This window comes from Enterobacter cloacae, assembly GCF_011078175.1.
Classification (GTDB): domain Bacteria; phylum Pseudomonadota; class Gammaproteobacteria; order Enterobacterales; family Enterobacteriaceae; genus Enterobacter; species Enterobacter cloacae_Q.
This window is the reverse complement of sequence record NZ_JAALCJ010000003.1, coordinates 1-20,203: the sequence shown is the minus strand read 5'-3', so window position 1 is coordinate 20,203 and position 20,203 is coordinate 1. Positions and strand designations below refer to the sequence as shown.

Below are 20,203 nucleotides of genomic sequence, written 5' to 3'. Positions count from 1 at the left end.
TACGTGATTGATAAATCCGCCTTTATTCATCCTACTGCCATTGTGGAAACGGGTGCCATCATTGGCGCTAATGTCCACATTGGCCCGTTTTGTATTGTTGGACCCCATGTCGAAATTGGTGAGGGTACAGTACTGAAATCTCATGTTGTCGTGAATGGTCATACCACCATTGGCTGCAACAATGAGATCTATCAGTTCGCCTCCATCGGCGAAGTTAACCAGGATCTTAAGTATGCTGGCGAACCGACCCGCGTGGAAATCGGCGATCGTAACCGCATTCGCGAAAGCGTCACCATTCATCGTGGTACAACGCAAGGCGGTGGATTGACGAAGGTGGGCAGCGACAACCTGTTTATGGTTAATGCGCATATTGCGCACGACTGTACCGTGGGTAGCCGCTGTATTCTCGCCAATAACGCAACGCTGGCGGGACACGTATCGGTCGATGATTTCGCTATTATTGGCGGCATGACCGCAGTCCATCAGTTCTGCATCATTGGTGCGCACGTGATGGTCGGCGGATGCTCCGGTGTGGCGCAGGACGTCCCACCGTTTGTGATTGCGCAGGGTAACCATGCCACGCCGTTTGGCGTGAACATTGAAGGCCTTAAGCGTCGTGGCTTCAGCCGCGAAGCGATTACCGCGATCCGCAACGCATACAAATTACTGTACCGTAGCGGTAAAACGCTGGAAGAGGCTAAGCCGGAAATTGCCGAGCTGGCGAATAAGCACCCTGAAGTGAAAACGTTCATGGAATTCTTTGAGCGTTCAACCCGTGGTCTGATTCGTTAATGGTCGACAGTCGTCCACTTACCATCGCCCTGGTCGCCGGAGAAACCTCCGGCGATATTCTTGGTGCAGGTCTTATCCGCGCGCTTAAAGCCCGTGTGCCCAATGCCCGCTTTGTGGGCGTGGCTGGGCCGCTGATGCAGGCCGAAGGCTGTGAAGCCTGGTACGAAATGGAAGAGCTGGCCGTGATGGGCATCGTCGAGGTGTTGGGCCGCCTGCGTCGCCTGCTGCATATTCGCGCCGATCTTACCCGCCGTTTTACCGACCTCAAGCCCGATGTGTTTGTCGGCATTGATGCGCCTGATTTCAATATTACCCTTGAAGGGAACCTGAAAAAGCAGGGGATCAAAACTATCCATTACGTCAGTCCGTCCGTTTGGGCGTGGCGACAGAAACGCGTTTTCAAAATCGGACGGTCTACTAACCTGGTGCTGGCTTTTCTGCCTTTCGAAAAAGCGTTTTACGACAAATTTAATGTCCCGTGCCGTTTTATCGGTCATACCATGGCGGATGCCATGCCGCTGGATCCGGATAAAAACGCCGCGCGTGACGCACTGGGCATCCCGCACGACGTGCACTGTCTGGCGCTGCTGCCGGGAAGCCGGGGGGCGGAAGTTGAAATGCTCAGTGCCGATTTCCTGAAAACGGCACAAATTCTTCGCAAGACGTACCCCGACCTTGAAGTGGTGGTGCCGCTGGTAAATGCCAAACGCCGCGAGCAGTTTGAGCGTATTAAGGCCGACATCGCGCCAGATCTTCACGTTCGCCTGCTGGACGGGAAAGGGCGGGAAGCCATGTTTGCGAGCGATGCCGCACTTCTGGCCTCTGGTACGGCTGCGCTGGAGTGTATGCTGGCGAAATGCCCGATGGTGGTTGGTTATCGCATGAAGCCGTTTACCTTCTGGCTGGCAAAACGTCTGGTGAAAACAGATTACGTATCCCTGCCTAACCTGCTTGCGGGTCGCGAGCTGGTGAAAGAGCTCTTGCAGGATGAATGCCAGCCGCAGGCGCTGGCGGAGGCATTACTGCCCCTCCTCGCCGACGGTAAAACCAGCCACCAGATGCACGATACCTTCCGTGAACTGCATCAACTGATCCGCTGTAATGCTGATGAGCAGGCGGCCGATGCGGTGCTGGAGTTAACACAATGATGGAATTTATTTATCCCCATACCCACCTCGTTGCCGGTGTGGATGAAGTCGGTCGTGGCCCGTTAGTGGGTGCCGTTGTGACCGCGGCGGTGATCCTCGATCCAGCCCGCCCGATCGTTGGCCTGAACGATTCGAAAAAACTGAGCGAAAAGCGTCGCCTGGCGCTGTTCGATGAAATTAAAGAGAAGGCGCTGGCCTGGAGTCTTGGGCGCGCAGAGCCGGAAGAGATTGACAATCTGAATATTCTGCATGCCACCATGCTGGCGATGCAGCGTGCCGTTGCAGGCCTGAAGATTGTACCTGAGTATGTACTGATCGACGGTAACCGTTGCCCGGTGCTGCCGATGCCTTCAATGGCTGTTGTTAAAGGCGATAGCCGCGTCGCAGAAATCAGTGCGGCATCAATCATTGCCAAAGTGACGCGCGACGCTGAAATGGCCGCGCTGGACCTCACTTATCCCGCGTATGGTTTCGCCCAGCATAAGGGATATCCAACGGCTTTCCATCTGGAAAAGCTGGCTGAACATGGCGCAACTGAACATCATCGGCGCAGTTTTGGCCCGGTGAAACGCGCGCTGGGACTGGTGTCCTGAATCAAGACGCAAGCAACTGAGTAACGCGGGATCTGAAGATGGCTGAACCACGTTTCGTACACCTGCGGGTGCATAGCGACTACTCCATGATCGATGGGCTGGCAAAGACCGGGCCGCTGGTAAAAAAGGCGGCCTCGCTTGGCATGCCTGCGCTGGCGATCACCGATTTTACCAACCTGTGTGGCCTGGTGAAGTTCTACGGAACGGCGCATGGCGCAGGATTAAAGCCCATCGTCGGCGCGGATTTTCACGTGCAGAGCGACCTGCTCGGCGATGAGATGACGCAAATATCCGTGTTAGCTATGAATAACACGGGTTATCAGAACCTCACTCTGCTGATTTCAAAAGCGTACCAGCGCGGCTACGGTGCGCTGGGTCCGTGGATTGACCGCGACTGGCTGGCGGAGCTGAACGAAGGTCTGCTGCTGATCTCCGGTGGTCGTATGGGGGATGTCGGCAAAAGCCTGCTGCGCGGTAACAGCGCGCTGGTGGATCAGTGTGTCTCGTTCTACGAAGAGTATTTCCCGGATCGCTATTATCTGGAGCTGATCCGTACCGGGCGCGCAGACGAAGAGAGCTATCTGCATGCGGCAGTCGCCCTCGCGGAAGAGCGTGGCCTGCCTGTGGTGGCTACCAACGATGTGCGCTTCCTCGAGTCGGGCGATTTTGACGCGCACGAAATTCGCGTCGCTATCCACGACGGCTTCACCCTCGACGATCCGAAACGCCCGCGCAACTATTCATCGCAGCAGTACATGCGCAGCGAAGAGGAGATGTGCGAGCTCTTCTCCGACATCCCGGAAGCGCTGGAAAACAGCGTAGAGATTGCCAAGCGCTGTAACGTTACCGTGCGTCTCGGGGAGTATTTCCTGCCGCAGTTCCCGACGGGCGACATGACCACGGAAGATTTCCTGGTCATGAAATCGAAAGAGGGCCTTGAAGAGCGTCTGGAATTCCTTTTCCCGGACGAGGCGGTCCGTAAAGAGAAACGTCCTGAATATGACGAGCGCCTGGATATTGAACTCCAGGTGATCAACCAGATGGGGTTCCCGGGCTACTTCCTGATCGTGATGGAGTTCATCCAGTGGTCGAAGGATAACGGCGTACCGGTTGGTCCGGGGCGTGGTTCCGGCGCCGGCTCGCTGGTGGCGTACGCATTGAAAATCACCGACCTCGATCCGCTGGAATTCGACCTGCTGTTCGAACGTTTCCTTAACCCGGAACGTGTCTCCATGCCCGACTTCGACGTCGACTTCTGCATGGAAAAACGCGACCAGGTGATTGAGCACGTGGCCGATATGTACGGTCGTGATGCGGTTTCGCAGATCATTACCTTTGGTACGATGGCGGCGAAAGCGGTTATCCGCGACGTGGGCCGCGTTCTGGGCCATCCGTACGGTTTTGTCGATCGAATCTCTAAGCTGGTGCCGCCCGATCCGGGCATGACTCTGGCGAAAGCCTTTGAAGCTGAACCTCAACTGCCGGAAATCTACGAAGCCGACGAAGAGGTGAAAGCGCTAATCGACATGGCGCGCAAGCTGGAAGGCGTCACGCGTAACGCCGGTAAGCATGCGGGGGGCGTGGTAATCGCCCCGACCAAAATCACCGACTTTGCGCCGCTGTACTGCGATGAAGCGGGTCAGCATCCGGTCACCCAGTTCGACAAGAACGACGTAGAATACGCCGGGCTGGTGAAGTTCGACTTCCTCGGCCTGCGTACGCTGACCATCATCAACTGGGCGCTGGAGATGATCAACGCCCGCCGTGAGAAGAACGGCGAACCGCCGCTGGATATCGCCGCTATCCCGCTTGATGACAAGAAAAGTTTCGACATGCTGCAACGCTCGGAGACGACAGCCGTCTTCCAGCTTGAATCCCGCGGCATGAAAGACTTGATTAAGCGTCTGCAACCAGACTGTTTCGAAGATATGATCGCACTGGTGGCCCTGTTCCGTCCGGGGCCGTTGCAGTCGGGGATGGTAGATAACTTTATCGACCGTAAGCACGGGCGCGAAGAGATTTCCTATCCGGACGTGCAGTGGCAGCATGAAAGCCTGAAACCGGTACTGGAGCCAACCTATGGCATCATCCTGTATCAGGAACAGGTCATGCAGATCGCCCAGGTGCTTTCGGGTTATACCCTGGGCGGCGCAGACATGCTGCGTCGTGCGATGGGTAAGAAAAAGCCGGAAGAGATGGCCAAGCAGCGTTCTATCTTTGAAGATGGGGCGAAGAAAAACGGCGTCGATGGCGAACTGGCGATGAAAATCTTCGACCTGGTGGAGAAATTCGCCGGGTACGGATTTAACAAATCCCACTCCGCCGCCTATGCTTTGGTTTCGTATCAAACGCTGTGGCTGAAGGCTCATTATCCCGCTGAGTTTATGGCGGCGGTCATGACCGCCGATATGGACAACACCGAGAAGGTGGTAGGACTGGTGGACGAGTGCTGGCGCATGGGCCTGAAGATCCTGCCACCGGATATTAACTCGGGCCTGTACCATTTCCACGTTAACGATGACGGGGAAATCGTCTATGGGATCGGCGCGATCAAGGGCGTGGGTGAGGGGCCGATCGAGGCGATCATCGAAGCGCGTAACAACGGCGGCTATTTCCGCGAGCTGTTCGATCTCTGTGCCCGCACCGATACCAAAAAACTGAACCGCCGTGTGCTGGAAAAACTGATCATGTCCGGCGCGTTTGACAGGCTGGGGCCACACCGCGCCGCGCTGATGAACTCGCTCGGCGATGCGCTGAAAGCGGCCGATCAGCACGCGAAAGCGGAAGCCATTGGTCAGGCGGATATGTTCGGCGTGCTGGCGGAAGAGCCAGAGCAGATCGAACAGTCTTATTCCAACTGCCAGCCCTGGCCAGAACAGGTGGTGCTGGATGGGGAGCGTGAGACGTTAGGCCTGTACCTGACGGGGCACCCGATCAACCAGTATCTCAAAGAAATTGAGCGCTATGTCGGCGGCCACAGGCTTAAAGACATGCATCCGACAGAACGTGGTAAAATCACCACGGCTGCGGGGCTCGTGATTGCTGCAAGGGTAATGGTCACCAAGCGCGGCAATCGTATCGGCATCTGTACCCTGGATGACCGTTCCGGGCGTCTGGAGGTGATGTTGTTCACCGACGCGCTGGATAAATACCAGCAATTGCTGGAAAAAGACCGCATACTTATCGTCAGCGGACAGGTCAGCTTTGATGACTTCAGCGGGGGGCTTAAAATGACCGCCCGCGAAGTGATGGACATTGACGAAGCCCGGGAAAAATATGCTCGCGGGCTTGCTATCTCGCTGACGGACAGGCAAATTGATGACCAGCTTTTAAACCGACTCCGTCAGTCTCTGGAACCCCACCGCTCGGGGACCATTCCAGTACATCTCTACTATCAGAGGGCGGATGCACGCGCGCGGTTGCGCTTTGGTGCAACGTGGCGTGTCTCTCCGAGCGATCGTTTACTGAACGATCTCCGTGGCCTCATTGGTTCGGAGCAGGTGGAACTGGAGTTTGACTAATACAGGAATACTATGAGTCTGAATTTCCTTGATTTCGAACAGCCGATTGCAGAGCTGGAAGCGAAAATCGATTCTCTGACAGCCGTAAGCCGTCAGGATGAAAAACTGGATATTAACATCGACGAAGAAGTGCATCGTCTGCGCGAAAAAAGCGTAGAACTGACGCGCAAAATCTTTGCCGATCTCGGCGCATGGCAGATCGCCCAGCTGGCGCGTCATCCACAGCGTCCGTACACCCTGGATTATGTCCGCCTGGCGTTTGACGAATTTGACGAACTGGCAGGCGACCGCGCATACGCTGACGATAAAGCAATCGTCGGTGGGATCGCGCGTCTGGATGGACGTCCGGTGATGATCATTGGTCACCAGAAAGGCCGTGAAACCAAAGAAAAAATCCGTCGTAACTTCGGTATGCCAGCACCAGAAGGCTACCGTAAGGCCCTGCGTCTGATGGAGATGGCTGAGCGTTTCAATATGCCAATCATCACCTTCATCGACACGCCGGGTGCTTACCCGGGTGTTGGCGCGGAAGAGCGCGGTCAGTCTGAAGCCATCGCACGCAACCTGCGTGAGATGTCTCGCCTGAGCGTACCGGTCATCTGTACCGTTATCGGTGAGGGTGGTTCCGGCGGTGCGCTGGCCATTGGCGTGGGCGATAAAGTGAATATGCTACAGTACAGCACCTATTCCGTTATCTCTCCGGAAGGCTGTGCTTCCATTCTGTGGAAAAGCGCCGACAAAGCGCCGCTGGCTGCGGAAGCGATGGGCATCATTGCCCCGCGTCTGAAAGAGCTGAAGCTGATCGACACCGTCATCCCTGAACCGCTGGGTGGCGCACACCGTAAGCCGGAAGTAATGGCGGCTTCCCTGAAAGCGCAGCTGCTGGCAGACCTGGCGGACCTGGACGTGCTGAGCAAAGAAGATCTGCTCAACCGTCGTTACCAGCGTCTGATGACCTACGGTTACGCATAAGCCTCACAATTATCCTAAAAGCCGCACATTGTTGCGGCTTTTTTTATACCTGCCGTTTACCTTAACTATGCTTATCTGATGTTTTTCAAGGAGGTAAACCATGAACATCATCGCCATCATGGGGCCACACGGCGTCTTTTATAAAGACGAACCCATCAAGGAGCTGGAGCAAGCCCTTAAGGCACGCGGTTATCAGCTGATCTGGCCGCAAAACAGCGCCGACCTGCTGAAATTCATCGAACATAATCCGCGCATCTGTGGCGTGATATTCGACTGGGACGAATACGACATGGAGTTGTGCAGCGATATCAATAAGCTCAACGAATATCTTCCGCTGTACGCGTTTATCAATACCCACTCGACCATGGACGTGAGCGCGCATGATATGCGTATGGCGCTGTGGTTCTTCGAATACTCACTCGGCGTAGCCGAGGATATTGCGACCCGCATTCAGCAATACACCGGTGAATACCTCGATAACATCACACCGCCGTTTACGCGTGCGCTGTTCACCTATGTGAATGAAGGGAAGTACACCTTCTGTACACCAGGCCATATGGCGGGAACGGCCTATCAAAAAAGCCCGGTGGGGTGTCTGTTCTACGATTTCTTCGGCGGTAACACGCTGAAGGCGGACGTGTCGATTTCAGTCACCGAGTTAGGCTCTCTGCTGGATCATACCGGCCCGCATCTGGAAGCTGAAGAGTACATCGCCCGAACCTTTGGCGCTGAGCAGAGCTATATGGTGACCAACGGCACCTCGACCTCGAACAAAATCGTCGGAATGTACGCTGCGCCTGCCGGCAGTACGCTGCTGATTGACCGGAACTGCCACAAATCACTGGCGCATTTGCTGATGATGAGCGACGTGGTGCCGCTCTGGCTGTCACCCACGCGTAATGCGCTGGGGATCCTCGGTGGTATTCCTCGCCGTGAGTTCGCGCGTGAAACCATTGAAAATAAGATCGCAGCGATCCCCGAGGCAAACTGGCCCGTCCATGCGGTGATCACCAACTCTACCTATGACGGCCTGCTGTACAACACGAACTGGATCAAGCAGACGCTGGACGTGCCGTCGATTCACTTTGACTCTGCATGGGTGCCTTATACCAACTTCCATCCAATTTATTCCGGTAAAAGCGGGATGAGCGGCGAGCGGGTGCCCGGCAAAGTGTTCTTCGAAACGCAGTCGACGCACAAAATGCTGGCCGCGTTCTCTCAGGCGTCCCTTATTCACATCAAAGGTGAGTACGACGAGGACACCTTTAACGAAGCCTTTATGATGCACACCACCACATCGCCGAGCTACCCGCTAGTGGCTTCCATCGAAACAGCGGCGGCGATGCTGCGCGGTAATCCGGGTAAACGCCTGATTAACCGCTCGGTGGAGCGGGCGCTGCATTTCCGTAAAGAAGTTCAGCGGCTTAAAGATGAGGCGGACGGCTGGTTCTTTGATATCTGGCAGCCGGAAGAGATTGATGAGGCGGAATGTTGGCCCGTCGCGCCGGGGGAAAGCTGGCACGGCTTCCGCGATGCCGATGCGGATCATATGTTCCTCGATCCCGTTAAGGTGACGATCCTGACGCCGGGCATGGACGAGCAGGGCGTGATGGGCGATGAAGGTATTCCCGCCGCGCTGGTGGCGAAGTTCCTCGATGAGCGCGGCGTGGTGGTGGAGAAAACCGGCCCTTATAATTTACTGTTCCTGTTCAGTATCGGGATCGATAAAACCCGCGCGATGGGGCTGCTGCGCGGGCTGATGGAGTTTAAGCGCGCCTACGATCTCAACCTGCGGGTGAAGAATATGCTGCCGGATCTCTATGCGGAAGATCCTGACTTCTACCGCAATATGCGTATTCAGGATCTGGCCCAGGGGATCCACAGGCTGATCCGCCAGCACGATCTGCCGCGCCTGATGTTGCAGGCATTTGATGTTCTGCCGGAAATGAAGCTGACGCCACACAGGGCGTGGCAACGCCAGGTGAAAGGGGAGGTTGAAACCGTTGAGCTGGAGAACTTGGTCGGGCGGGTATCGGCCAACATGATCCTGCCTTATCCGCCGGGCGTGCCGCTGCTGATGCCGGGTGAAATGATCACTGAGGAGAGCCGGGCGGTGCTCGATTTCCTGCTGATGCTCTGTTCGGTGGGGCGCCACTATCCGGGCTTTGAAACGGATATTCATGGCGCGAAACGCGATGATAACGGCGTGTACTGGGTGAGAGTCCTAAAATAAAAGGGTCTGCTTGCCAGGGGCGGGTTGTCGGTTGTAACGTTCAGGGCATCATAAAAAGGAGAAACTATGCTGGGTTTAAAAGCGGTTCATCATATTGCGATCATTGCCACCGATTACGCGAAAAGTAAGGCGTTCTACTGCGACGTTCTCGGCTTTACGCTGTTAAGCGAGGCCTACCGTGAGGAGCGTGACTCCTGGAAAGGCGATCTGGCGTTAAACGGACAATATGTGATTGAACTGTTCTCTTTTCCTTTCCCGCCAGCGCGCCCGTCCCGCCCGGAAGCCTGCGGCCTGCGCCACCTGGCCTTCAGCGTCGATGACCTGGACAGCGCGGTAAAACATCTGGAAGCCCACGGCGTGGCTTGCGAAGCGATTCGTGTCGATCCCTTTACCGATAAATGTTTCACTTTTTTCAACGATCCGGACGGCCTGCCGCTGGAGCTTTACCAGCAGTAACCGCCGTCTTGTGTGATAATGCCCGTTCAGTTCGGGCATTTTTTATGTGTAATTTCCTATGACCTTACCCGCTATCGCGCACGCCGTTTCACCCTACCGCCAGCTGCTGGTGGGGTTCAGCGGTGGCCTGGATTCAACCGTGTTGCTGCACCGCCTTAAGCTCTGGCGCGACCGCGAGCCTGACGTTCAGCTGCGGGCGATGCATATCCATCACGGCTTAAGCCCCCATGCCGACGACTGGGTGGCGCACTGCGAAGCGGTGTGCGCAGCGTGGGCGATCCCGCTGAACGTGGAGCGGGTCACGCTGGAGGAGGAAGGGCTGGGTACTGAGGCTCAGGCGCGGAAAGCCCGCTATGCCGCGTTTTCCGGTGCATTGCAGCCTGGAGAAGCGTTGGTTACCGCCCAGCATCTGGACGACCAGTGCGAGACGTTTTTACTGGCGCTCAAGCGGGGCAGCGGGCCTGCGGGTTTATCCGCCATGCCTGAGCGCGCTAATTTTGCTGAAACAGAGCTCATCCGTCCGCTGCTCAACGAGACGCGCGCGTCACTGGAAGCCTGGGCCCATCGCTATCATCTGCGCTGGATAGAAGACGAAAGCAATCAGGATGACAGCTATGACCGTAACTTCCTGCGCCTGCGCGTCTTACCGCTTCTGACCGAGCGCTGGGCGCATTTTTCCGAAGCGGCGGCCAGAAGTGCCATGCTTTGTGCTGAACAGGAAAGCTTGCTGGATGAGCTGCTGAGCGAGGAGCTGGCTACACTGATTACGGCTGACGGCGCGCTGGATATTGCGCCTTTAAAGATGATGAGTCCCGCGCGTCGGGCTGCCCTGCTCCGTCGCTGGCTGGCTTTTCACCGTGCGGCTATGCCCTCCCGGGCGATGCTCAACCGTATCTGGGACGAGGTCGCCCAGGCAAGGGAAGATGCCGCACCGTGTATACACCTGAATGGTTATGACGTCAGGCGCTATAAAGGGCTGCTCTGGTGGGTGAAATCTGTGCCGTCGCTGGCTGACGTTGTGCTCGACTGGCCGTCGCCGGAAAAAGCATTAACGCTACCGATGAATGCCGGTGTCGTTGCGTTAAGCCATTCGGGCAATGTGCGTCTGCCTGAGCCGGACGAGAACGTCACCATACGCTTCAGGACCAGCGGCATGCTGCATATCGTCGGGCGTAACGGCGGACGTAAGCTGAAGAAAATCTGGCAGGAACAGAACGTTCCGCCCTGGCGACGTGATACCACGCCGCTTCTGTTTTACGGCGACACGCTCATCACGGCGGCAGGGGTTTTTATCACTCAGGAAGGGTGGGCTGAAGCCGGTGTGAATTTTGAATGGAAAGCATAACGGGCAGCCTGGCTGCCCGTTTGTTATCAGGATTCGCTCACCACAACGGTGCCGATTTCCGGATGGCTGAAACTGGCAATTTTGTCGAGGCGTAGCTCACGCGTAGCACCTGCATCTTCCACAACCAGGTATTCCACATTTTTACGGGAAACCAGATCGCTGGCCTTTGCCTTTAGCACTTCGCCATCTTTTAGCTCCAGCGTCAGTATTAAATGATGCTGGCAGGCGAGTTCGAGGTTGTCATAGTCATCACAATTGATGGGTTGATAGGTATCATTCATCGACATAATCGCTCACCAGTAAATTCGCCGCAGCATACGCTGCTTTTTCCCTGACCGATTCAGAAAGGCTCTCATCAGAGGCCACTTCATTTAGCACCTTCAATACACAGCCCAACGCATCCGGGATGTACCCCAGATCTCCGCTGGCGATTTCCGCATACCGTCTGCGAATCAACTCACAATAATTATTCACATCACCTCCTGCCAGCGTACTGACTTACTGTGAGATATCATTAAGCCTACGAAGTTAAACACGGTTTAGCAAGGTGACTATACCATACTCATTTAAGCAATATCAGCGCCTTGATGAGGGGACTCCCCAACCTCGTAACAGCCTTTTGCCGCGGTTTTCGCTACAATGTACGCCTGATTCGAAAGGAGTTCTCTCATGGCGCTGAAAGCGACAATTTATAAAGCTGTGGTCAATGTGGCGGATCTTGACCGTAACCAGTTTCTGGATGCGTCATTGACGCTGGCGCGTCACCCTTCTGAAACCCAGGAGCGCATGATGCTGCGCCTGCTGGCGTGGATTAAGTATGCCGACGACCGTCTGCATTTTACCCGTGGCTTAAGTGCGGAAGATGAACCGGAAGCCTGGCTGCGCAACGATCATCTGGGTATCGATTTATGGATTGAGCTTGGCCTGCCGGATGAACGCCGGATCAAAAGGGCATGCACCCAGTCTGCTGAAGTGGCGTTGTTTGCCTACAATCAGCGCGCCGCGGAGATCTGGTGGCAACAAAACAAAAATAAATGTGCGCAGTTCAAAAATCTTACCGTCTGGTATTCGGATGATGAACAACTGGCGCAGCTGAGTGCGTTCGCCAGCCGGACGATGGCGCTACAGGCAACCATTCAGGACGGTGCTATCTGGCTTTCTGATTCTCAGAATAATCTGGAAATACATCTTACGGCCTGGCAGCCTGCATCATGATTGTATTGTCCCGAAACGTCAGCATCCCAGATAACGAGCTGGAGATCACCGCCATCCGTGCTCAGGGTGCAGGGGGGCAGCACGTTAACAAGGCCTCAACGGCTATCCATTTGCGCTTTGACATTCGGGCCTCCAGCCTGCCAGAGTATTATAAAGAAAGCCTGCTTGCCGCCAGCCATCACCTGATCACCAGTGAGGGTGTAATGGTGATAAAAGCGCAGGAGTATCGCAGCCAGGAACTTAACCGGGAAGCGGCAATAGCCCGGCTGGTCGCGGTCATCAAAGAGCTGACGGCTGTACAAAAAAGTCGCCGGGCAACACGTCCAACACGGGCATCGAAAGAACGTCGGTTGTCATCAAAGGCGCAGAAATCCACTGTAAAATCTCTGCGTGGCAAAGTCCGTCACCCGTAATGTGACGAAAGGGACACCCTTTTTCATAAGGAAAGTATTGTGAAAAAAGCATTATTATCAGCGCTGGCCGTGACAAGCCTGTTCGCGCTTTTTGGCTGTAACAACCGTTCAGAAACACAGGTATTACAGCCTACGCAAAACGAAGAATTAAAGCCGATGCAGCAGAGCTGGCGCGGCGTATTGCCATGTGCAGATTGCGAGGGCATCGAAACTTCTCTGTTCCTGCAAAAAGATGGCACCTGGGTTATGAACCAGCGATATCAGGGGGCGAAAGAACCCTCTTCTTTTGCATCTTACGGCACATGGGCGCGTACGGCTGAGAAGCTGGTATTGACGGATACTTCGGGCGATAAAACCTATTTCCGCGCCAAAGGCGAGGGGATGGAAATGCTCGATCGCGAAGGCAATCCGATTGAATCCCAGTTCAACTACACCTTGGCCCCGGTAAAAGCGACCCTGCCAGCCACCCCAATGGAGATGCGAGGGATGTATTTCTACATGGCGGATGCGGCAATCTTCACGGACTGTGCAACCGGGAAGAAAGTCAGCGTGGCGAATAATGCCCAACTGGAGCGTGATTATGCGGTCGCGCGCGGCAATGACAGTAAACCCGTGTTGCTGACGGTTGAAGGGCATTTTACGCTGGAGCCAAACCCGGATAGCGGCGAACTGGTCAAAACGCTGGTGGCAGATAAAGACGCGAAGTTTGCTGCGGGGAAAGACTGCGAAAGCAAATAAGATATAGCCATTAAAAAACCCCGCACTGGCGGGGTTTTTTGTTTCTTAACCTTTGATGGCTTTCACCAGGTAATCAAGAATCTCGCCCGTCTTGATCATCTGTTTTTCGCCGTTGCGACGGTATTTGTATTCAATTTCGTCGCTGTCGAGGTTACGGTCGCCAATGACGATGGTGTGTGGAATACCGATCAGCTCCATGTCAGCAAACATCACGCCAGGACGCTCTTTACGATCGTCCATCAGCACGTCGATACCTTTCGCGCTCAGCTCAGCGTAGAGTTTCTCAGCCAGCTCCTGCACGCGGTAAGACTTGTGCATGTTCATTGGCAGGATCGCCACCTGGAACGGTGCGATGTTATCCGGCCAGACGATTCCGCGCTCGTCATAGTTCTGCTCTATAGCGGCAGCAACAACGCGCGTTACGCCAATCCCATAGCAGCCCATGGTCAGAACCTGGTTACGGCCATCTTCGCCCTGAACGGCCGCGTTCATTGCGCGTGAGTACTTATCGCCCAGCTGGAAGATGTGGCCTACTTCGATACCGCGTTTGATCATCAGGGTACCCTTGCCGTCCGGGCTTGGATCGCCTGCGACCACGTTGCGGATGTCAGCTACTTCCGGCGTCGCCACGTCACGATCCCAGTTGATGCCGAAGTAGTGTTTACCGTCGATGTTTGCGCCCGCAGAGAAGTCACTCATCGCCGCAACGGTGCGGTCAATGACCACCGGAACAGGCAGATTCACCGGACCCAGAGAACCAGGACCTGCATTCACCACGGCGCGGATCTCCGCTTCCGTTGCAAAGGTCAGCGGGCTGGCAACCTGCGGCAGCTTCTCGGCTTTCACTTCGTTCAGCTCGTGATCGCCTCGCACCAGCAGGGCAACCAGCGGATAAGCGCTACCTTCGGTGGATTTCACCAGCAGGGTTTTCACGGTTTTTTCGATTGGTAGATCAAACTGCTCAACCAGCTCGGCAATGGTTTTCGCGTTTGGCGTATCAACCAGCGTCATCTCTTGCGTTGCCGCGCCGCGTGGCTCTTTTGGTGCCAGCGCTTCTGCAAATTCGATGTTCGCGGCGTAATCAGAGGAGTCAGAGAAGATCACATCGTCTTCACCGCTCTGTGCCAGAACCTGGAACTCATGGGAGGCGCTACCGCCGATTGAACCGGTATCAGCCTGTACAGCGCGGAAATCCAGCCCCATGCGGGAGAAGATTTTGCTGTAGGCCGCGTACATTTTGTCGTAGGTCTCTTGCAGAGATTCCTGAGAAGTATGGAAAGAGTAAGCATCTTTCATCAGGAACTCGCGAGAGCGCATGACGCCAAAGCGTGGACGCACTTCGTCACGGAACTTGGTCTGGATCTGGAAGAAGTTCAGCGGCAGCTGTTTGTAAGAGCTCAGCTCGTTACGAATCAGGTCGGTAATGACTTCTTCATGCGTTGGGCCGAGAACGAATGGACGATCGCCCCGATCGGCAATACGCAGCAGTTCAGGACCGTACTGCTCCCAGCGACCGCTCTCCTGCCACAGTTCAGAGGGCTGAACGACCGGCATTAACACCTCGATAGCACCCGCGTTGTTCATCTCTTCACGCACGATGTTTTCGACTTTTTTCAGGACGCGCACGCCGGTCGGCAGCCAGGTGTATAACCCGGAGGCCAGCTTGCGGATCATCCCGGCGCGCAGCATCAGCTGGTGGCTGATCACTTCGGCGTCGGCAGGTGTCTCCTTCAGAGTGGAGAGCAGATATTGGCTAGTACGCATGTTGTTACGGTTCCATTTCGACGATTGGAACAGGCTGAAACACCAGCCTGACACAAAAAAAGTGGTTTAGTTTACCAGTGTGGCAAAGATGCCAAAAGAGAGGAGAACAAAATTACCTGGGTTCCAGGGCAAACACTTCAAAACCCGCCGCAGTCACGCGCCAGCGCACGTTAAAGTCCAGCAACCAGACGGCGTATGTTTTTCCGGCTTCCTCTTCTTTACGGTAGGCGGGACGGGGGTCCTGCGCCAGCACTTCAACGATAAAGTCACGCAGACGGGGATAGCGTTTGTCCAGCTCGCTGATTTGCGTTGTAATTTCAGCCGTGAAGTGAACCGGCATATCTGCCTGCGGTGCATCCTGAGCATAGCTTGCCCGGGCATCCGGCAGCGCCTCGGCGAAGGGCAGGTAAGGCTTAATATCTATGACCGGCGTGCCATCAACCAGGTCAAGGCTACCTAACTCCAGGATCACCTGATCTCTCTGACAGCGTATGCCTTTCAGCTCGACCAGCGACATCCCGATGGGGTTGGGACGAAAGGTTGAGCGGGTGGCAAAGACACCCATTCTGGCATTTCCGCCCAAACGAGGAGGACGCACGGTGGGACGCCAGCCGCCTTCCATGGTCTGGTGAAACACAAAGACCACCCATAAATGGCTGAACGCCTCAAGCCCGCGCACCGCATCGGCCTGATTATATGGCGCGACAAGGTGAAGCTCGCCACCGCCGTTAATGACCAGACCCGGCTGACGCGGCACGGCGAACTTTTCTTTATAAGGGGAGCGGATAACGCCTATCTGCTCGAACTGAAATGAACTCATTTCGCCGTAATGTTAAGCGCAGAACCGATACATACCGCCTGGCGATAGCAACCTGGCGTACCGCTGGTCACTTCGCAGCTGTGCAGCAGCACCGCGTTGGCTTTCATTTTCGACGCGTTAATTTGCATGCGCTTGCGGGCTGTCGGAATATTTGGAGGGGAGTCCTGATTCGTTGCCTGGCAGGATTCGCCGCTCACTTCGCCCAGTTCACGGAATGGCTTCCCGACCAGTTCGTCGGCTTTGGTAATGATACGTACCGGCGCCGCACGAGGCGCTTTCGGTTTTGCTGGCTCCGCTTTTGGCGGGGTTGCAGTGCTTTGAACAGGTTCAACAGGAGATCTGCTTAGCATAGAACAGCCGCTCAGCATCAGTGCTAAAAAACAGATCGGTAAAGCACGCATAATAATTCCTCAGTGGATAATCAAAACGTCAGATATTGAAGCAGTTGACCGCACAAATGACAAGACGGGCAAAGGCCCGTCTTGATGATATTACACTGAGGAGAGATTACCAGCCTTTAACAGCGCCGCCGTTAAACACCTTGTTGGCTTCCTGGTACACTTCTTCAGACTGATATGCCTGTAGGAATTTCTTCACATTCTCCGCGTCTTTGTTGTCTTCGCGAGTCACGATCAGGTTGACGTACGGGGAATCTTTGTCTTCAACGAAGATGCCATCTTTCGCTGGGGTCAGGCCGATCTGGCTGGCGTAAGTGGTGTTGATAACGGCCAGCGCGATCTGTGCATCGTCCAGAGAACGTGGCAGCTGAGGGGCTTCCAGTTCAACAATTTTCAGATTTTTCGGGTTTTCGGTTACGTCCAGAACCGTCGGCAACAGACCGACACCTTCTTTCAGTTTGATCAGGCCCACTTTCTGTAACAGAAGCAGGGAACGGCCCAGGTTGGTTGGGTCGTTAGGGACGGCAACCTGTGAACCCGGCTGGAGTTCATCCAGAGATTTAATTTTCTTGGAGTAACCGGCAATCGGGTAAACGAAGGTGTTACCGACAGCAACCAGCTTGTACCCGCGATCTTTGATCTGCTGATCCAGATAGGGTTTATGCTGGAAGGCGTTAGCGTCAATGTCGCCTTTGCTCAGCGCTTCGTTCGGCAGAACGTAATCGTTGAAGGTCACCAGTTCAACGTCCAGGCCATATTTCTCTTTAGCGATTTTCTGCGCGGCCTCAGCAACCTGCTGCTCTGCACCGACGATAACGCCTACTTTGATGTGGTTTGGATCTTTTTCATCCTGACCGCAACCCACCAGTGCCAGCGAACCAATCAGTGCGCCTACTGCTGCGAAGGTCTTAAATTTAAACGCCATGTTATGTCCTTAACTCGTCGAGTTTGTGTTGTTTGTAACGTTATTTATGCGTAACAGCCCGGACGATACGATCGCCAGAGAATTGAATTAAGTAAACCAGCACAACCAGCAATACCAGAACGGTATTCATTACGGTAGCGTTATAGCCAATATAGCCGTACTGATATCCAATCTGGCCTAAACCGCCAGCCCCTACGGCGCCGCCCATCGCGGAATAACCGACCAGGGTGATAAGCGTGATGGTTGCTGCATTCACCAACCCAGGCAGCGCCTCAGGCAGCAGAACTTTACGAACGATCTGCATTGGGGTCGCGCCCATAGCGCGGGAAGCTTCAATCAGGCCTGTTGGGATTTCCAGCAGGGCGTTTTCCACCATACGGGCGATAAACGGTGCAGCGCCTACGGTCAGCGGGACAATTGCCGCCTGCAAACCAATCGACGTCCCGACGATCACGCGAGTAAACGGAATCATCCACACCAGAAGAATAATGAACGGAATAGAACGGAAAATGTTCACCAGCGCAGAGAGCGTGCGATAAAGCTTCGCGTTTTCAATAATTTGACCCGGGCGCGTGACGTACAGCAACACGCCGACCGGCAGCCCAATCACAAAACCAAAGAAGCCCGATACGAAGGTCATTGCCAGCGTTTCCCAAACGCCGCGAACCAGTAGCCACATCATCGGCTCAGACATAACCCAGTACCTCTACTTTTACGTGATGTTCTTGCAGCCAGGCAATTGCCGCCTGGGTTTCTTCCTGTGTGCCGTGCATTTCCGTCAGCATAATGCCGAACTTCACGCCGCCGGCGTAGTCCATCTGCGCGCTAATAATGTTGTTATTCACGTTAAAGCGACGCGCGGTTTCGGACAGCAGCGGTGCGTCAACGGATTGACCCGTGAACTCCATGCGCAGCATCGGGACGCTGTCAGGCGTTGCGTCTGTTTTTAACCGTTCCAGATAATCTTCCGGAATATCCAGATGCAGCGTGGACTGGATGAACTGCTGAGCCAGCGGCGTTTTCGGGTGCGAGAAAACTTCGCTCACCGTGTCCTGCTCAATCAGCTCACCGTTACTGATGACTGCCACACAGTCACAGATACGTTTCACAACATCCATTTCGTGCGTAATAAGGAGGATAGTCAGACCCAGACGACGATTAATGTCTTTCAGCAGTTCCAGAATAGAACGTGTGGTCGCCGGATCAAGTGCGCTGGTGGCTTCGTCGCACAGCAGCACTTTTGGGTTGCTGGCCAGCGCGCGCGCGATTGCTACACGCTGCTTTTGTCCGCCTGACAGGTTTGCCGGGTAGCTGTCATGCTTATCACCCAGACCCACGAGGTCGAGCAATTCGGTGACGCGACGCGTTACTTCTTCTTTTGGCGTGTTATCCAGTTCCAGCGGTAACGCAACGTTACCGAAAACGGTGCGTGAGGCCAGCAGGTTAAAGTGCTGAAAAATCATGCCAATCTGGCGACGTGCTTTGGTAAGTTCTTTTTCTGAGAGGGCAGTAAGCTCCTGGCCGCCAACTTCTACGCTACCCTGGGTTGGGCGCTCAAGCAGGTTAACACAACGGATCAGCGTACTTTTACCCGCACCCGATGCGCCAATGACGCCATAAATCTGACCAGCAGGCACATGCAGGCTTACATTATTCAGCGCCTGTATGGTTCGGTTCGCCTGCTGGAACACTTTGGTGATATTGGAAAGTTTAATCATTAGATTATTTTTATCGTAAGTAAGTTAGCCGTGGCATTTTCTTCTGCCAGATACGGGGAATGACCGTAAACAAAATGGATGTTAAGGCATCCAGACGTCTAAATCAATCCACCTCTGTGCGATGAGCACTTTATTGCGCTGCGATTCATGAGATACTAGCTGAACAAGCCTTTTTCAGGAGCAAACCGGTGGCAAAATCTGTACCCGCAATTTTTCTCGATCGTGATGGCACTATTAATGTGGATCACGGTTACGTCCATGAGATTGATGAGTTCGAGTTTATCGAGGGCGTAATAGATGCCCTGCGCCAGTTGAAAGAGATGGGCTATGCGCTGGTGGTGGTAACTAACCAGTCCGGTATCGCCCGGGGTAAATTCACTGAAGCGCAGTTCGAGACGCTGACGGAATGGATGGACTGGTCTCTCGCTGACCGCGGCATCGATCTTGATGGTATCTATTATTGTCCGCATCACCCGCAGGGGAGTGTAGAGGCGTATCGTCAGACCTGTGATTGCCGTAAGCCACACCCGGGCATGTTTATCTCTGCCCAGGAATTCCTGCACATTGATATGGCCGCATCTTATATGGTGGGCGATAAACTGGAAGATATGCAGGCAGCAGCGGCGGCTGGTGTAGGTACCAAAGTATTAGTGCGTACCGGTAAACCTGTCACCCCAGAAGCAGAAAATGCCGCCGACTGGGTGATAAATAGTCTGGCAGAACTGCCAAACGAGATTAAAAAGCACCAAAAATAGACATTTTGGTGAAAAGGTGAGCGGTTGGAATAAAAATGCATTTTTCCGCTTGTCATTCCTCGGCGGCTCCCTATAATGCGCCTCCATCGACACGGCGGATGTGAATCACTTCACAAACAACCCGGTCGGTTGAAGAGAAAAAATCCTGAAAATCGGGGTTGACTCTGAAAGAGGAAAGCGTAATATACGCCACCTCGCGACAGAGCGCCGAAGCGCGTCGCAACTGCTCTTTAACAATTTATCAGACAATCTGTGTGGGCACTCAAAGTGACATGGATTCTTAACGTCGCAAGACGAAAAATGAATACCAAGTCTCAACGAGTGAACACGTAATTCATTACGAAGTTTAATTCATTGAGCATCAAACTTTTAAATTGAAGAGTTTGATCATGGCTCA

Annotated in this window: 20 protein-coding genes; 12 read left to right on the top strand and 8 right to left on the bottom strand. The window is 54.5% G+C overall.

The window, feature by feature from the left end; translation table 11 throughout:
- Nucleotides 1–3: 3 nt before the first annotated feature.
- From lpxA to tilS, 8 genes are all read left to right on the top strand, one after another.
- Nucleotides 4–792 carry an acyl-ACP--UDP-N-acetylglucosamine O-acyltransferase gene (lpxA, locus tag G6Q29_RS07335; RefSeq protein WP_003856164.1) on the top strand — a complete coding sequence of 263 codons (789 nt, stop codon included), beginning with the start codon at nucleotides 4–6 and terminating at the stop codon, nucleotides 790–792.
- Nucleotides 792–1,940: a lipid-A-disaccharide synthase gene (gene lpxB, locus G6Q29_RS07330; RefSeq protein WP_165465101.1), complete on the top strand. Its 1,149-nt coding sequence runs from the start codon at nucleotides 792–794 to the stop codon at nucleotides 1,938–1,940. Before lpxA ends, lpxB begins: the two co-directional genes overlap by 1 nt.
- The gene (rnhB, locus tag G6Q29_RS07325; protein WP_165465100.1) at nucleotides 1,937–2,533 is read left to right on the top strand and encodes a ribonuclease HII; all 597 of its coding nucleotides are present in this window, start codon (nucleotides 1,937–1,939) and stop codon (nucleotides 2,531–2,533) included. Before lpxB ends, rnhB begins: the two co-directional genes overlap by 4 nt.
- Before the next feature lie 38 nt (nucleotides 2,534–2,571).
- Complete coding sequence (gene dnaE, locus G6Q29_RS07320; protein WP_165465099.1) at nucleotides 2,572–6,054, top strand: DNA polymerase III subunit alpha; 3,483 nt, start codon at nucleotides 2,572–2,574, stop codon at nucleotides 6,052–6,054.
- A 12-nt stretch (nucleotides 6,055–6,066) separates the two neighbouring features.
- The gene (gene accA / locus G6Q29_RS07315; protein WP_006810033.1) at nucleotides 6,067–7,026 is read left to right on the top strand and encodes an acetyl-CoA carboxylase carboxyl transferase subunit alpha; all 960 of its coding nucleotides are present in this window, start codon (nucleotides 6,067–6,069) and stop codon (nucleotides 7,024–7,026) included.
- 100 nt (nucleotides 7,027–7,126) lie between these two features.
- Nucleotides 7,127–9,259: a lysine decarboxylase LdcC gene (locus G6Q29_RS07310; RefSeq protein ID WP_165465098.1), complete on the top strand. Its 2,133-nt coding sequence runs from the start codon at nucleotides 7,127–7,129 to the stop codon at nucleotides 9,257–9,259.
- A 66-nt stretch (nucleotides 9,260–9,325) separates the two neighbouring features.
- The gene (locus G6Q29_RS07305) at nucleotides 9,326–9,715 is read left to right on the top strand and encodes a VOC family protein (protein WP_047062364.1); all 390 of its coding nucleotides are present in this window, start codon (nucleotides 9,326–9,328) and stop codon (nucleotides 9,713–9,715) included.
- A 58-nt stretch (nucleotides 9,716–9,773) separates the two neighbouring features.
- Nucleotides 9,774–11,060 (top strand): tRNA lysidine(34) synthetase TilS, encoded by a 1,287-nt coding sequence (gene tilS / locus G6Q29_RS07300; protein ID WP_165465097.1) that lies wholly within the window; start codon nucleotides 9,774–9,776, stop codon nucleotides 11,058–11,060.
- Between the two features lie 26 nt (nucleotides 11,061–11,086).
- On the opposite strand, the gene rof is transcribed toward tilS, so the two are convergent.
- Both rof and G6Q29_RS07290 read right to left on the bottom strand, forming a co-directional pair.
- A complete protein-coding gene (gene rof, locus G6Q29_RS07295) occupies nucleotides 11,087–11,347 on the bottom strand; it encodes a Rho-binding antiterminator (RefSeq protein ID WP_003856148.1) in 261 nt (86 codons plus the stop codon).
- Entirely contained in the window at nucleotides 11,334–11,534 is a 201-nt protein-coding gene (locus tag G6Q29_RS07290; protein ID WP_165465096.1) for a YaeP family protein, read from the bottom strand. Before G6Q29_RS07290 ends, rof begins: the two co-directional genes overlap by 14 nt.
- A gap of 195 nt (nucleotides 11,535–11,729) precedes the next feature.
- Between G6Q29_RS07290 and G6Q29_RS07285 the strand changes: the two genes are divergently transcribed.
- From G6Q29_RS07285 to nlpE, 3 genes are read left to right on the top strand one after another with little or no spacing between them, the layout of a single operon-like run.
- Complete coding sequence (locus G6Q29_RS07285; RefSeq protein WP_165465095.1) at nucleotides 11,730–12,275, top strand: YaeQ family protein; 546 nt, start codon at nucleotides 11,730–11,732, stop codon at nucleotides 12,273–12,275.
- On the top strand, nucleotides 12,272–12,688 hold the full coding sequence (arfB, locus tag G6Q29_RS07280; protein ID WP_006810027.1) for an alternative ribosome rescue aminoacyl-tRNA hydrolase ArfB: 417 nt from the start codon (nucleotides 12,272–12,274) through the stop codon (nucleotides 12,686–12,688). Before G6Q29_RS07285 ends, arfB begins: the two co-directional genes overlap by 4 nt.
- 39 nt (nucleotides 12,689–12,727) lie before the next feature.
- Nucleotides 12,728–13,426, top strand: coding sequence for an envelope stress response activation lipoprotein NlpE (gene nlpE, locus G6Q29_RS07275; RefSeq protein WP_165465094.1), 699 nt, complete (start codon nucleotides 12,728–12,730; stop codon nucleotides 13,424–13,426).
- Between the two features lie 45 nt (nucleotides 13,427–13,471).
- Here nlpE and proS read toward each other — a convergent pair whose 3' ends face one another.
- From proS to metN, 6 genes are all read right to left on the bottom strand, one after another.
- A complete protein-coding gene (proS, locus tag G6Q29_RS07270) occupies nucleotides 13,472–15,190 on the bottom strand; it encodes a proline--tRNA ligase (protein WP_165465093.1) in 1,719 nt (572 codons plus the stop codon).
- Between the two features lie 112 nt (nucleotides 15,191–15,302).
- The gene (tsaA, locus tag G6Q29_RS07265; protein WP_165465092.1) at nucleotides 15,303–16,010 is read right to left on the bottom strand and encodes a tRNA (N6-threonylcarbamoyladenosine(37)-N6)-methyltransferase TrmO; all 708 of its coding nucleotides are present in this window, start codon (nucleotides 16,008–16,010) and stop codon (nucleotides 15,303–15,305) included.
- Nucleotides 16,007–16,411, bottom strand: coding sequence for an Rcs stress response system protein RcsF (gene rcsF, locus G6Q29_RS07260; RefSeq protein WP_015572735.1), 405 nt, complete (start codon nucleotides 16,409–16,411; stop codon nucleotides 16,007–16,009). Before rcsF ends, tsaA begins: the two co-directional genes overlap by 4 nt.
- Before the next feature lie 106 nt (nucleotides 16,412–16,517).
- Complete coding sequence (metQ, locus tag G6Q29_RS07255; RefSeq protein ID WP_006810023.1) at nucleotides 16,518–17,333, bottom strand: methionine ABC transporter substrate-binding lipoprotein MetQ; 816 nt, start codon at nucleotides 17,331–17,333, stop codon at nucleotides 16,518–16,520.
- A 40-nt stretch (nucleotides 17,334–17,373) separates the two neighbouring features.
- Nucleotides 17,374–18,027, bottom strand: coding sequence for a methionine ABC transporter permease MetI (locus tag G6Q29_RS07250; RefSeq protein WP_003856130.1), 654 nt, complete (start codon nucleotides 18,025–18,027; stop codon nucleotides 17,374–17,376).
- The gene (gene metN, locus G6Q29_RS07245; RefSeq protein WP_165465091.1) at nucleotides 18,020–19,051 is read right to left on the bottom strand and encodes a methionine ABC transporter ATP-binding protein MetN; all 1,032 of its coding nucleotides are present in this window, start codon (nucleotides 19,049–19,051) and stop codon (nucleotides 18,020–18,022) included. Before metN ends, G6Q29_RS07250 begins: the two co-directional genes overlap by 8 nt.
- A gap of 188 nt (nucleotides 19,052–19,239) precedes the next feature.
- Between metN and gmhB the strand changes: the two genes are divergently transcribed.
- A complete protein-coding gene (gene gmhB, locus G6Q29_RS07240; protein WP_165465090.1) occupies nucleotides 19,240–19,806 on the top strand; it encodes a D-glycero-beta-D-manno-heptose 1,7-bisphosphate 7-phosphatase in 567 nt (188 codons plus the stop codon).
- Nucleotides 19,807–20,203 lie beyond the last annotated feature (397 nt).

Bases quoted from the DNA above. Each gene is read 5' to 3' on its own strand.
- lpxB (WP_165465101.1), top strand. From the start codon at position 792: ATGGTCGACAGTCGTCCACTTACCATCGCCCTGGTCGCCGGAGAAACC.
- rnhB (WP_165465100.1), top strand. From the start codon at position 1,937: ATGATGGAATTTATTTATCCCCATACCCACCTCGTTGCCGGTGTGGAT.
- dnaE (WP_165465099.1), top strand. From the start codon at position 2,572: ATGGCTGAACCACGTTTCGTACACCTGCGGGTGCATAGCGACTACTCC.
- accA (WP_006810033.1), top strand. From the start codon at position 6,067: ATGAGTCTGAATTTCCTTGATTTCGAACAGCCGATTGCAGAGCTGGAA.
- G6Q29_RS07310 (WP_165465098.1), top strand. From the start codon at position 7,127: ATGAACATCATCGCCATCATGGGGCCACACGGCGTCTTTTATAAAGAC.
- G6Q29_RS07305 (WP_047062364.1), top strand. From the start codon at position 9,326: ATGCTGGGTTTAAAAGCGGTTCATCATATTGCGATCATTGCCACCGAT.
- tilS (WP_165465097.1), top strand. From the start codon at position 9,774: ATGACCTTACCCGCTATCGCGCACGCCGTTTCACCCTACCGCCAGCTG.
- rof (WP_003856148.1), bottom strand. From the start codon at position 11,347: ATGTCGATGAATGATACCTATCAACCCATCAATTGTGATGACTATGAC.
- G6Q29_RS07285 (WP_165465095.1), top strand. From the start codon at position 11,730: ATGGCGCTGAAAGCGACAATTTATAAAGCTGTGGTCAATGTGGCGGAT.
- arfB (WP_006810027.1), top strand. From the start codon at position 12,272: ATGATTGTATTGTCCCGAAACGTCAGCATCCCAGATAACGAGCTGGAG.
- proS (WP_165465093.1), bottom strand. From the start codon at position 15,190: ATGCGTACTAGCCAATATCTGCTCTCCACTCTGAAGGAGACACCTGCC.
- tsaA (WP_165465092.1), bottom strand. From the start codon at position 16,010: ATGAGTTCATTTCAGTTCGAGCAGATAGGCGTTATCCGCTCCCCTTAT.
- rcsF (WP_015572735.1), bottom strand. From the start codon at position 16,411: ATGCGTGCTTTACCGATCTGTTTTTTAGCACTGATGCTGAGCGGCTGT.
- metQ (WP_006810023.1), bottom strand. From the start codon at position 17,333: ATGGCGTTTAAATTTAAGACCTTCGCAGCAGTAGGCGCACTGATTGGT.
- G6Q29_RS07250 (WP_003856130.1), bottom strand. From the start codon at position 18,027: ATGTCTGAGCCGATGATGTGGCTACTGGTTCGCGGCGTTTGGGAAACG.
- metN (WP_165465091.1), bottom strand. From the start codon at position 19,051: ATGATTAAACTTTCCAATATCACCAAAGTGTTCCAGCAGGCGAACCGA.